Genomic DNA, 12,127 nt, shown 5'->3' on the forward strand with positions numbered 1-12,127 from the left:
GACTCCCCTTAATACAAAAAAGCTCTCATCCACAGTTAAACGGATGAGAGCTTTTAATTATTCTTAAATCTACCAAATAAAACATTTTTTATTTACTATTTTCTATTTTCTTTTATAACATCTTCAAAGCTTAATTGATATTTTTTAGCTTCGAAACCAAATCTTTCATTCTTATAAATCAAATGATGTAGATCTATAAATAATGGATAGAAATAAAGACTATTATCATAATTTAGTAAGCCAACATAAATTCTTAATCCACCATTATTATTAATAGCAATTTCCCAAATATTTTCATCTGGATCTAAATCAATTTTATTTATTTATCTCCCTTGCAAGTTCCCTTTCCTTCCCCTTCAGAACATGACAATGCCTATATCCATTCGCTACTATTTCATTTCCGTGTTCTTTCAAGAAGGGAATCAATTCACTTAATAACGTATAGGCAACAAAACAAGCTTCATTTGAATTTTTATAAAAATTATTAAATTTCTTGTTGAAACTAATAGACTTCATCCAATTTGTATAGGGAGAGAATTCAACACTGACATTTTCATGTGTGTTGGAAAAATCAAAATGGCTTTTAACATTCTTTTGAGGACTTACGGTATTTTTAAGTTTCCTTTTCTTTGATGATTTAATCTTCAGATACCCTTTGAATGTAACAAGAGAAAATATCTTGATCACTTATTATATTGTTAGATGATTCGAGTGGTGATAATCCATGCCGAACATTAATCCAAGGTGATTCTTGATGAGTAATGCTTTCCAGTTGATCCGCCGTATATTTTCCATAAACTTCCATCACTTGGTTTAATATATCATCAATCTCATCAGGCAACTCTACAACATTACCTTCATACTTAGGAATATTATTATAGCCATTATCCTTATATTCCTGATAAATATCCATCAATACTGGTCCATGAGCCCATGCTTCAAAATTATCTTTAAAAAGTCTATTTTCAATACAATCAGAAGAATCATTTGTAAGTGTTAAAACCCAAGAATAAGCATAATAAAGCATCTTTTGTAATTTCTTGGGTGACATACTGGCTTGACTTAAAAACCAATTTGCTATTTCTTGAGAAGTTAAATTAATAAGATTCTTTTCCTCCATAATTGAATTCCTCCAATCAACAATTCATTTATACCCTATGTAAATTGTATCATCTTTATGTTTACAACTTGCATCATTTTATACTTTTTAATATACAAATTACAACTTCAATTTTTATTCCCTTTAATGAAAAGCATTAATCATTGGCGAGTATTAATCATTAAATACAATGCGGTTTAATTTTACAAGTCAATTCAAACTCTTTTAAACATTGACCTACAATATCCCTAAATACCTCCTATGGTTCATAGTTTATCAGAACATGTGTTCGTGATGCAATGAAAATGATTTTACTTTTTTAAAGTAACAAATGCAAAAAAAGAAAATATAACTTCCATCCCTAAAAATACTAAGAATAAAAAAACAGTAGGATATCAATCCAGTCTGGAGCGACAGCGCTGTATGGTCTCAGCCCTGAAATTATTCTTAGCAATTTATTGCTTAGAATAAGGCCGATCTTGAAGACTTTTCCGGGCTTGAAAAGGCTTCAAGTCGTGCCCAGAGCGTTCCAGACCATACAGCGCCGAGTGGAAGACGTGAACATACCACTCCCCTAACTAAGGAACCTACACAAAAATAATTATCATTTCTCCAAAAACAATCTTTTAAAAATTATTACAGACACAGCTTTGTGAATACGCTATCATAATCTTATAAGGATTTTAATTTAAGAATAAAAAGAAGGTGTCATTTTGAATATTGCTTTGATTGTGACGATTGTGCTAGTTATGGCAGTCGTCTTTGTCAATGGTTGGACTGACGCGCCAAACGCCATTGCGACTGCAGTTTCGACTCGGGTTTTGCGGCCGAATATTGCAATTTACATTGCCGTCGTGATGAACTTTTTGGGGGCTCTGGTGATGACCATGTTCAACGCTCAAGTTGCCGAAACTATCAGTAATATCGTTAGTTTTGAGGGGGCCGGTAACGCTAGCCAGATTGCTTTAGCGGCTTCACTTTTTGCTATCGTGACTTGGGCCGTCGCTGCTTGGTGGTTCGGAATTCCAACTAGTGAATCTCACGCTTTGATTGCCGGGTTGACCGGGGCTGCCATGGCCTTGGGTGGACTGGGTGCTGTCAATGCGGGCGAATGGTGGAAAGTTATCATTGGCTTGGTCGTTTCCACGGTTTTTGGACTAGGTGGCGGTTACATAATAACCAAGATAATTATTTTAATTTTCCAGTATGTAAATCGTATTACCGCTAATAAAATTTTCACCTTTGGGCAGGCTATCAGTGCTATGGCGATGGCGTTTCTCCACGGGGCACAGGACGGACAGAAATTCATGGGTGTGTTCATGTTGACACTTTATTACAACGGACTCGTCGGCAAAACCGGTGGTGGCTTCACGATTCCCATCTGGGTCATGGTGCTCTGCTCAGTCACGATGGGAGTTGGAACTTCGGTCGGCGGCATGCGCATCATCAAGTCAGTCGGGATGGACATGGTTAAGTTGGAGAAATATCAGGGATTTTCCGCAGATTTGAGTGCAGCCATCACGCTATTTTTTTCCTCATTATTTGGAATTCCCGTTTCAACGACCCATACCAAAACAACCGCAATCATGGGAGCAGGCGCTGCCAAACGACTTTCCTCAGTAGATTGGTCAGTCGTGCGCGATATGGTGCTAGCTTGGGTCTTAACTTTCCCAGGTTGTGGACTGATCGCCTACTTCATGGCAAAACTATTCATGGCAATATTCTAGGGGGAAAATATTATGGCACGTAAACAGAAATTCGACTTTTTCGGGGCAATGGAACATCTAGCAGACGACGCCCTGAAATCCAGTAACTTATTAAATGAAATCATCAAAGATTTTGACACCGATAAATTAAGCGAACAAAGCAAGATCATCAATAAAATTGAAACCGATGGTGACGACGACGTTAAAGAAATCATGCACGAACTCTACATCGCCTTCATCACCCCAATCGACCGTGAAGACATCGTTCAATTAGTCGATAAATTAGACAACATTATCGATGGCATCAACGGTTTGACCTATGAGTTCCACTATTTGGATTTAAAAGAAATGCGACCAGGAACCGACGAATTCATGGATCTAATCGTTGAAGCTGTTGAAGCAGTTCAATATTCCGTTCGTGAATTCTCACATTTTAAGAATTCCAAATCTCTAGCCAAAAACGTCGACCAAGCTAACCACATTGAATCCCTTGGCGACAACCTTTACACCGAACAATTGAGCATCCTCTTTAGAGAAAAAGACATCGATCCCATCGACGTCATCCGCTGGCAAAAAGTCTACGGCGGTTTCGAAAGAGTCCTCGACGCCTGCGAAGATTGCGCCGACGTTATTACCGGTTTGGTTATTAAAAACAGTTAAAAAAAGCTATCTTGATTGGTATTTTCCAATTAGGATAGCTTTTTTTGAATCATATTATAGTTAAATTTTTTTATATTATCTCCAATATCGGGATTGTAACATCATATTCTTTTTGTAACATGCCTTTGTTACAATAAAATTCAAATGTTACAATCCCTCTACTAATACCTATGCTACCTCACTTGTAAGTCCAATGGAAAATGTAAAAAATTAATCAACGATTAAAAAGCAACATTGTTTGGAATACTTCAAATCAATAATCTTTATTTTATTGTTACTCGATATAAGATTTCATCTGCACGGCATTATTGAATCTATTTTTCATAACAGTACTCCTAAATAAGTTTTGATTTTTCTTTCAACTTTCAATTCTTTTGCATAATACAATAGCTTATTTAAATCTCTATCATTTCTTTCAACATAGGTTCGAAATGCTGCACCAATAATTTCTTTCTGTGCTTCATGTGGTGAGCGCACGATATCACATAACGTTCGTTCTAAATTATACGTTCTAACTTGATTTCCGTATGGTGTTTGTATTGTTTTAATACCTAAATTATAAAGTGATTTTATTTGTCGATAAGGTTTGATTTGCAAATCATCAAAAAAGTTAGATTTATATCCTCTGGGAAAATTCATTTCCATATAATTTGGTGTTCTATCAGTCATGTTATATAAGTACAGAGCTGTTTCTTTATAAAATATTCCCTTTTTTAATCGTAATTGAGCTATAAAAAATTCATCTTCAAAAATATTTGGATCCATATAAATTCCCGGTCCGACTCTTTCAAGTAGTTGCACTTTTACCATCCTACTTAATATGGAAGATGTTATCCCTTCTGAAAATGCTTGTTTAGAAGTAAAAAGTCCATCATACTTCTCTAACAATTCTTTTGCTTGATATTTTATTCTCACTCTAACACCACCTTATTGTTCTATTTACACATCATTTTATTATGAATTGATGTGTAAATAGAACATTTTGTTTTAAAAAAATAGGAACAAATTCAAAATTTATTCCCAACCGTCATCTTTATCAATTTTGGCTGTTCGTCAAATCAAGTTGATGGCAGTTCGCATAAGCAGTTAGACCGTAATTGGTCTAGCTGCTTTTTTATTGGGCTGAAGAGCTTGCTCTAAGCCAAAAGATTTGAAGATCAATCCGTTTAATAAAGTTAGTCCAGTTTCGATAACCGTATGCACCATTTTTTATTTTCTTTATCCTTCCAATGGTTCCCTCTAAAAATCCATTGGAGTAATCGAAGTGTAGAGCGTTTAGTACCTGTTTTCGATATTTTCTTAGTGATTTCATGGTTGTATCCATTGGCGTGTTTAGTGAATGATAATCAAGTATTGCGTCATTCATTAATTCAACGTCACTTGTTTCAATAGCCTTTAAGATATCTTGATAAACTTCATAGGACTTGGCAAAGCCTTCGTCCAAATCCAAACATTTTGTAATTAAATTTAAATCCGTTTCATAGTAATTTACGCTGTATTGGTACTTGGGTGTTATCTTTTCGATGGAATCGAATGATTCCAAGAATTTCTTCCAGTCTCGTTTCATGAATAGATATTCTTTACTGCGTTTAGGCATGGTCTTCATTACCTTAATCCTTGAAGAGTTAAGAGAACGATTAGCCATTTGAACGATGTGAAACCTATCAACAACAATTCTTGCCTTAGGAAATAATTTTGGAACGAGATTAATATAACCGGCATTTAAGTCTAAAGAGATAGTTCGTACTTGTTTTCTAGCCTTTAAAGAGAAGCTTTCAAAATATTGTTTAATTTGATAAGAAGTTCTTCTAGGCAAAATATCTCCAGTTCGATGATCATTACTATCTAACCAAATAAAGCTCAATTTATCTGTCGCCATGAACTCGTCAAAAGCCATGTGCTTAGGTAGAGACTCTGTATGTCTTTTTTTATGTAGTTTGGCTTCCTCATCAATGATTCGTTGAACGGTCTTATCCGAGACATTAAAACGTCTACCAATGTCTTTAAGAGATGCATTGTGAGCAGCCTCAGACAGAATTATCTGTCTGACCGGCTGCGCAATTTGACAACAATCCCAAACATAGTTGGTTTTAGCTACAAAAATTGAACCACAGGACTTACATATATATTTTTGACGATATAATCGAATAAAAGTTGGTCGTAAAGATAGTGATGGAGCTATTATCATATTTTTATTGAATCCATCTTTAATTACGTGGCCTGTAAGGCCACAATTAACACAACGATCAACGTCTTTAGTAAGTTTCGCAAAATAAACTAAAGACATAGTTCCATGTACATTCATAAAAGTGGAGTCATCAGTGAATACAATATTCTTGTCTTTAATTTCTAAAGCATTTCGTATAGAATTATCTGTTAGGGGCATCATTCAAATTCCTTTCATTGTGAAGCTGTAGAGGGTCGAACATCTAAAGGACATGAGTGGTGTCTTTTTTGATGTTCTTAAAGAGTATTACTAATAAATGGTATACAAAAATAGAGTTGATGGCAAAATGCCTATCAACTCTATTTATCGTACAACCTCAATTTTTATCTTATCTAATGCGTCACCCAAAACATCCTTTTGATCAATAAGACTAGTTTTATTTTCAAGATGATGCTTAAGCCGCTTTTTGGCAATCTCGTCTATTTGAACATCAAAATCTTCTTTATCCACAATCTTCCACCTTATTTTTTCTTCAGTGTAGCTAATTGTACAAAAAAAAGAAACCAAAATGGTTTCTTAGTTATCAAAATTAATCAGCTGTAATCTGATGGCATTCAAAACTGCGATGATTGTCACACCCACGTCAGCGAACACAGCTTGCCACATATCGACTAAACCAAAAGCTCCTAACAATAGGAATAAGATCTTCACGATCAAAGCAAAAGAAATGTTTTCGATCACGATCCGGCGAGTCTTTTTGGCAATCTTTAGCGCTTTAGAAACTTTGGAGGGTTCATCCCCCATGATAACAATGTCAGCCGCTTCAACGGCGGCGTCTGATCCTAAGCCACCCATGGCAAATCCGATATCAGCTGTGGTCAAAACAGGCGTGTCGTTAATTCCGTCACCGACAAAAGCAACTTTTTTGTTCTTTTGATGAGAAGTTTTCAACAAGTCTTGCACAATTTCGACTTTATTCTCTGGTAAAAGACCGGAATAAACACTACTCATGCCTAATTTGTTGGCCATCGACTTCCCGACAATTTCGTTATCCCCAGTTAACATGACATTGTTGTGAATACCACGATTGTTCAATAGCTGGATAGCTTTTTTTGCATCAGCTTTTTCCACATCCGCAATCACGATACTACCCAAAAATTGACCTGCTGAAGCAACGTAGACTACTGTCCCAACAGTTTGCGGCTCCTTTACAGAAATCTGTGCTTGCTGCATGGCCTTGAGGTTGCCGACGATAACAGCTTGCCCATCTAATTGAGCAGTCAAACCGTGGCCAGCTTGTTCCTTGGCATTTGCGACTTGCAGCAGTTTGCCATGGAAAGCCTTTTGAATCGAATTAGCAATCGGATGCGTCGAATTCTTTTCCACACTGGCGGCGATTTGAAGTAATTTATCACTTGATACACCGACCGGATTAGTTTCAATGACTGAGAATTGCCCTTTTGTCAGCGTTCCCGTCTTGTCAAAAGCCACCGTGTCGACCGCATTCAAGGCTTCTAAGTAGTTACCCCCCTTGACCAAAATCCCCTGCTTGGAGGCTGCCCCGATACCGCCGAAGAAACTGAGTGGCACCGAAATGACCAAGGCACAAGGACAAGAAATTACTAGGAAAATTAGTGCCCGGTAAATCCAAGTGTTCCAATCACTCGTCACAAGTGAAGGAATAATTGCTAAAGCGACTGCCAAGGCTACCACGATCGGTGTATAAATTTTGGCAAACTTAGTAATAAATTTTTCTGTGTCAGCCTTTTTACTGCTGGCATTTTCAACCAAATCCAAAATTTTAGCGACCGTCGAATCACTGTATTCTTTGGTTACCTTGATACGCAAAGTCCCCGTTTGGTTGATTGAACCACTCAAAGCAACATCGCCAACTCCTAAAGTCTGCGGCATCGATTCCCCCGTCAAAGCTGAAGTGTCGACCGCAGAATTTCCTAGGACAACTGTCCCATCAAGCGGAATTTTTTCGCCCGGTTTAACCAAAATTTCTTCGCCAATTTGAACCACATTCGGATCAACGACCTTGTTTTGGTGACCAAGTACTAACGTGGCAGTCGTCGGCTTCACTTCCATCAAAGCGGAAATTGAGCGCTTGGATTTGTTGACGGCGATATCCTCGAAAACGTTGCCCAACTCGTAGAACAACATGACCGCGATTGCTTCGGGATACTGCTTGAGAACGATGGCCCCGATGGTCGCAATACTCATCAAGAAGTTCTCATCGAAAATTTCCCCATGCAAAATATTTTTGACGGCTTGGAAAACAATTCTGGCTCCGATAACTAAGTAAGCAATCACTAACATAGTGACACTGATACTTGGAGCAAACCACTCTCCTGACCCCAATAGCAATAAAATAAAGGAAATCAGCAACCGAATAATTATCCCTTTAGTTTCATTCGAGAGTTCATTTTTAAATTTTTTAACCGTTTTTTTAGTTTTAATCTCAGTTTGGACATCGTAAGATTTCATTATTTCATCCTCCTTGAAAAGGCTTACATGTTCATCTGAATATATGAGCATTCATTCATATATGAATTATAATATAATAAAGTATCAGATTGCAACCTATTTCAGTAAGAGGATCAATTAATGTCAGAAGAAAATTTTGAAATCGCCCATCAAAAGGCATTACACAGTTTAAAACAGAGTCTCCCCGACGACCAAGACTTAGAAGCCATGGTCAATATTTTTAAAGCATTCGGCGATATGACAAGAGTGAAAATTATTTTGGCTCTAGCACAAACCCCTTTGAGCGTGGGTGAAATTGCTGACACTTTAGACATGAGCCAGTCATCAATTTCCCATCAGTTGAGTATTCTAAAACAACTAAACCTCGTCTCCAACGCCAGACGCGGCCGCAACATTCACTATCGTTTGAGTGATCAACACATTATTACCATTTTTAACCAGACTAAAGAGCACATTATTGAAGACGATAATGACTACTAAAAAAGGACTCCTTAATGATTGAAATTATTTTAATTAACAATTATTAAGGAGTTCTTTTTTATTAATTTCATACTTGTAACCGTACGCTCACCCCATTTTCTTTGGTATACTTCTTTTGAGCACAGAATCCTTATATTCTTTCATTTACAAATAAAAAGTGAGATGAGCAATTAATGGATACTTTAAAATTAACTGACGAAGAAGCACAAAAATTGATAGATTTATTAAAATTAACTCTTACAAAGCAAAAATTTATTTTAAATGAAGGTCTTAAAGGCAAGATAAAAATCGTAGGTAAACTTAATGGAAATGATCATTATTTTTTTCTGTCCTTTATGTATGCGATAGACAATATTCACTTAAATTTTTATGATGCCGTCACAAATCACACTTTAGTTCGAATAAATTTAGACAGCAAGTTCCATAAAAATTCCGATGGCGTTATTCGAGGAAACAGAGTTGAAATTTTTTCTAAAGATGAATTTATAGCTAAAAATGATGGTGTTACCCAAATAAAAGCTTACTCATTACCATACAAGAATTTTAGAAATAGTAATGACTTTTTTGATGCATTGGAAGACATTTTTAACTATACTAACGTTAAGGATCATAGAAGTATCACTTTTGAAAAAAATAATATTTTAAACACAGAACTTTGAGAGGAGGTCTAGTAGATGTCAGATAATTTTGATTCCACAAAAATAGCTAATGAATGGTTACAATCTATAAAAGATCAATCTAGATTTATTCCTTTAGACGGTCAGAAAATTAGATTTAATACCCCTTTCATCGATCCGTTTAGTGATGAAATATCATTACTTATAATTTCAAATTTTGATTCGACATATACTATCTCTGATCAAGGATACACAATATGGAATCTCGAATCACGAGGAATAAACATAACAAAAAAGGGATCAACAAGATTAAACTTAATAAAGAATATTTTGAATATGAATCAAACAAAATCAAATAACACCTTTGATATATACAAAACTGTTTCATCTCGTGAAAGTATTGCACAAGCAATTAATGATGTACTTGACAGTGTAATCAAAATATCCGACTTAGCTTATAGCAATAGAAATAACACTAGAAGCATTTTTAAAGATGATGTATTAGAATATATTGCACAAAACAAGGAAAACTTTAGTGTTGATTTAGGCCTTTCAGTTAAGGGTAAATCAAATCTTATCTACGATTTGGATTTTGTTTTTAGACCTCAATTAAAGATAAGTAAATGGACCAAGCTTTATACTACTTTAAATAAAACCACTACTGAAATGATTATGGGCATTTGGTTAGATACAGAAAATTATCGTAATCAAAACATTGGCAACAATACATCTTTCAATATTATTGTTCAAAGTATGGATTCTAAATCTGAACGGTTTAAAGAAAATTTGATCCAACACAATATAAATGTTATTTCTTTTGAAAATAAAGCAGATTTTAAGAAAAATTTTGAAATTACTGCTTGATAAAAAAGGGCCACACTAACTGAATCTATTAGTGTGACCCTTTTTTTACAATTACTCAACTCGGAAAACACATTACTTTCCAAACCTATTCTCAAAAGTTTTTTTCAAAGACATCATTAAATCATAACTCGGAGCCGTCCCACCTAAATAATTACTTTCAAACACTTCACTACGTTTCAAGTCATTTCGATTTAGTAATTTGGCTAAATTATCCACAGTCATTTTCCCTTCTCGTCTGGCTACATAAATATCGTCATTTCGATCAAACATATCAAGTAATTCTGGATAATGAGTTGTAAAGATCAATGTCGCATGTTTCCTATTGGTCTTTTCATTGCGAAACATGTCAATTAAAGTTCTAACAATGGCTTTATTGAAATGATTCTCGATTTCATCAACTAACAAAGTTGATCCACTCTCAATAATTAATTCTGCCACTGTAAATAAACTAATACCTTTTAACGTCCCAGCAGAAAAATAACGCTTTAAATCAGAAACCTCAGTTATCTTTATTGCCGGACTACCGTAAAATTTCAAAACAAATTGTTTCTTATCAATACTTTCCACATCACTTCCATCGTCAATAACTTCAAATTTTTCAATACTTGGATCCAAATATCTCATAATTTCAGGTGATACATATTTTTGTTCTAACAAATAATTTGCAGAAAAATATCCATCATAATAAAATTCCGTTTTTATTTTTGATTTATGTTCCGAGTCATTAATTATTTTTCTAAAAACAGAATAATTATCCGGAAGCAACGAGGAATCTACCGATTCTCTAGTTAAAATTAGGTTATTCTCATTAAATTCAAAAATATTCTTTTTATTTACACCGCTTACTCCCTTTTCATAAACATTTTCCGTTTCAAAGGTTAATTGACTCTTTATGTTTTTAACATTCGATTCAATTTTAAAAATTTTATCCAATATTTCATCGAACAAATACACGGTAAACTTAAAATCCGTTCCAATAAAAACATCCTTATCACTTAAAGCTTTCCCAGAAACATAAGTATTAATGATCTCAGATATCATTCGCAAAGTGGTAGTTTTACCTACAGCATTTATTCCGACAATTGATAAAACATTATGGGTATAAATACGATTGAAAATATTATTTAAACTATCTGAATTACCATCCGTTGCCCTTTGAGAAGCCACAAAATCAAAATCAAGTTGATTATTTTCATATAATTTTAAGCCATCAATTTTAAATCGCAATAATTCCATAATATCCTCCACAAAAATCGTATATCCTGTTTATGTAATATGAATATACCATTTTTATGAGAACTTATCTATTTTATAAACGTATATTTCGTTTATATTCTATAGAGTGTCCTATTTTTTCACATATTTTATTTCCAATTTAGTATCAGTAGATTGGGCAATATCGTTCAAGACATCCCAAGAAACATTGAAACGACCAGTCTCAATTCTACCAATCGTCGATTGCGGTTTGCCCACCACTTCAGCAAATTCCCGCTGTGTCATATGTAAAGAATCTCGCAATTGTCTGACAGCTACGGCAACATCTAAACGCTTTGAATATTCGTTGTACTTTTCTTCAAATTCAGTACTTCTACTTTTTCTTTCTTTTATATAATTGTCAATTTCTGTCATATTCATATCTCCTCGTATTATATATATTTATATACTTTCAAAATATTTTTGCTTTCTTAACTGTGCCTTTTTAATTTCTTTTAATGGTACCTTTTGACTCTTTTTAGTAAATCCATGAGTAACCATATAATCATTATTTCCTATGGAAAAATATATAACCCTTTGAATATTATTTCCATGTCTTGATCTAATTTCATATAGTCCATCAAAGCCTGCAATTCTTTTTATCCATTTCTCTTTTAAAGAAATAATAATTCCATATTCCTCAATTTTACTAATTTTCGCTAGAAGACTTGCAGCATCATCATTTTCTAAACTATCTAAATATTTTTCAAATTCTTTCCAATCACAAAAATTAAAAGTACAACGGTATTCTTTCATTAAAACATCCTCGCCATCATTAAAATTGCTACAT

The 12,127-nt window shown here is 34.5% G+C and carries 13 protein-coding genes; 5 read left to right on the forward strand and 8 right to left on the reverse strand.

Annotated elements, in window-relative coordinates:
• Positions 1-637: 637 nt before the first annotated feature.
• Entirely contained in the window at positions 638-1,120 is a 483-nt protein-coding gene (locus EGT49_RS07740; RefSeq protein ID WP_135373141.1) for a Panacea domain-containing protein, read from the reverse strand.
• A gap of 728 nt (positions 1,121-1,848) precedes the next feature.
• Between EGT49_RS07740 and EGT49_RS07745 the strand changes: the two genes are divergently transcribed.
• The gene (locus tag EGT49_RS07745) at positions 1,849-2,826 is read left to right on the forward strand and encodes an inorganic phosphate transporter (RefSeq protein WP_135373186.1); all 978 of its coding nucleotides are present in this window, start codon (positions 1,849-1,851) and stop codon (positions 2,824-2,826) included.
• A 12-nt stretch (positions 2,827-2,838) separates the two neighbouring features.
• Positions 2,839-3,465, forward strand: a complete 627-nt coding sequence (locus tag EGT49_RS07750; RefSeq protein ID WP_135373143.1) for a DUF47 domain-containing protein — start codon at positions 2,839-2,841, stop codon at positions 3,463-3,465.
• 321 nt (positions 3,466-3,786) lie between these two features.
• On the opposite strand, the gene EGT49_RS07755 is transcribed toward EGT49_RS07750, so the two are convergent.
• From EGT49_RS07755 to EGT49_RS07765, 4 genes are all read right to left on the reverse strand, one after another.
• Positions 3,787-4,380, reverse strand: coding sequence for a type IV toxin-antitoxin system AbiEi family antitoxin domain-containing protein (locus tag EGT49_RS07755; protein WP_135373145.1), 594 nt, complete (start codon positions 4,378-4,380; stop codon positions 3,787-3,789).
• 199 nt (positions 4,381-4,579) lie between these two features.
• Positions 4,580-5,851 (reverse strand): ISL3 family transposase, encoded by a 1,272-nt coding sequence (locus EGT49_RS07760; RefSeq protein ID WP_135373188.1) that lies wholly within the window; start codon positions 5,849-5,851, stop codon positions 4,580-4,582.
• A gap of 144 nt (positions 5,852-5,995) precedes the next feature.
• A complete protein-coding gene (locus EGT49_RS12480; protein ID WP_167849793.1) occupies positions 5,996-6,142 on the reverse strand; it encodes a hypothetical protein in 147 nt (48 codons plus the stop codon).
• A gap of 66 nt (positions 6,143-6,208) precedes the next feature.
• Entirely contained in the window at positions 6,209-8,122 is a 1,914-nt protein-coding gene (locus tag EGT49_RS07765; RefSeq protein WP_135373147.1) for a heavy metal translocating P-type ATPase, read from the reverse strand.
• A 120-nt stretch (positions 8,123-8,242) separates the two neighbouring features.
• On the opposite strand from EGT49_RS07765, the gene EGT49_RS07770 reads away from it, so the two are divergent.
• The 3 genes from EGT49_RS07770 to EGT49_RS07780 all read left to right on the forward strand — a co-directional run bounded on the left by EGT49_RS07770 (position 8,243) and on the right by EGT49_RS07780 (position 10,083).
• Positions 8,243-8,602 carry an ArsR/SmtB family transcription factor gene (locus EGT49_RS07770; RefSeq protein WP_135373149.1) on the forward strand — a complete coding sequence of 120 codons (360 nt, stop codon included), beginning with the start codon at positions 8,243-8,245 and terminating at the stop codon, positions 8,600-8,602.
• Positions 8,603-8,775: 173 nt separating this feature from the next.
• Complete coding sequence (locus EGT49_RS07775; RefSeq protein WP_135373151.1) at positions 8,776-9,261, forward strand: DUF6978 family protein; 486 nt, start codon at positions 8,776-8,778, stop codon at positions 9,259-9,261.
• Positions 9,262-9,276: 15 nt separating this feature from the next.
• Positions 9,277-10,083, forward strand: a complete 807-nt coding sequence (locus EGT49_RS07780) for a DUF1828 domain-containing protein (RefSeq protein ID WP_135373153.1) — start codon at positions 9,277-9,279, stop codon at positions 10,081-10,083.
• Positions 10,084-10,155: 72 nt separating this feature from the next.
• Here the strand turns inward: EGT49_RS07780 and EGT49_RS07785 are convergent, their stop codons facing one another.
• From EGT49_RS07785 to EGT49_RS07795, 3 genes are all read right to left on the reverse strand, one after another.
• Positions 10,156-11,319, reverse strand: a complete 1,164-nt coding sequence (locus EGT49_RS07785; RefSeq protein WP_135373155.1) for an AAA family ATPase — start codon at positions 11,317-11,319, stop codon at positions 10,156-10,158.
• 111 nt (positions 11,320-11,430) lie between these two features.
• A complete protein-coding gene (locus tag EGT49_RS07790; protein WP_135373157.1) occupies positions 11,431-11,712 on the reverse strand; it encodes a helix-turn-helix domain-containing protein in 282 nt (93 codons plus the stop codon).
• A 27-nt stretch (positions 11,713-11,739) separates the two neighbouring features.
• The gene (locus EGT49_RS07795; RefSeq protein ID WP_135373159.1) at positions 11,740-12,093 is read right to left on the reverse strand and encodes a type II toxin-antitoxin system RelE/ParE family toxin; all 354 of its coding nucleotides are present in this window, start codon (positions 12,091-12,093) and stop codon (positions 11,740-11,742) included.
• Positions 12,094-12,127 lie beyond the last annotated feature (34 nt).

It is taken from the genome of Companilactobacillus suantsaicola (assembly GCF_004745525.1).
Lineage (GTDB): Bacteria > Bacillota > Bacilli > Lactobacillales > Lactobacillaceae > Companilactobacillus > Companilactobacillus suantsaicola.

What these genes read in the sequence shown, in the direction of transcription:
- EGT49_RS07740 (WP_135373141.1), bottom strand. Translation starts at nt 1,120, where the DNA reads ATGGAGGAAAAGAATCTTATTAATTTAACTTCTCAAGAAATAGCAAAT.
- EGT49_RS07745 (WP_135373186.1), top strand. Translation starts at nt 1,849, where the DNA reads ATGGCAGTCGTCTTTGTCAATGGTTGGACTGACGCGCCAAACGCCATT.
- EGT49_RS07750 (WP_135373143.1), top strand. Translation starts at nt 2,839, where the DNA reads ATGGCACGTAAACAGAAATTCGACTTTTTCGGGGCAATGGAACATCTA.
- EGT49_RS07760 (WP_135373188.1), bottom strand. Translation starts at nt 5,851, where the DNA reads ATGCCCCTAACAGATAATTCTATACGAAATGCTTTAGAAATTAAAGAC.
- EGT49_RS07765 (WP_135373147.1), bottom strand. Translation starts at nt 8,122, where the DNA reads ATGAAATCTTACGATGTCCAAACTGAGATTAAAACTAAAAAAACGGTT.
- EGT49_RS07770 (WP_135373149.1), top strand. Translation starts at nt 8,243, where the DNA reads ATGTCAGAAGAAAATTTTGAAATCGCCCATCAAAAGGCATTACACAGT.
- EGT49_RS07775 (WP_135373151.1), top strand. Translation starts at nt 8,776, where the DNA reads ATGGATACTTTAAAATTAACTGACGAAGAAGCACAAAAATTGATAGAT.
- EGT49_RS07780 (WP_135373153.1), top strand. Translation starts at nt 9,277, where the DNA reads ATGTCAGATAATTTTGATTCCACAAAAATAGCTAATGAATGGTTACAA.
- EGT49_RS07785 (WP_135373155.1), bottom strand. Translation starts at nt 11,319, where the DNA reads ATGGAATTATTGCGATTTAAAATTGATGGCTTAAAATTATATGAAAAT.
- EGT49_RS07790 (WP_135373157.1), bottom strand. Translation starts at nt 11,712, where the DNA reads ATGACAGAAATTGACAATTATATAAAAGAAAGAAAAAGTAGAAGTACT.
- EGT49_RS07795 (WP_135373159.1), bottom strand. Translation starts at nt 12,093, where the DNA reads ATGAAAGAATACCGTTGTACTTTTAATTTTTGTGATTGGAAAGAATTT.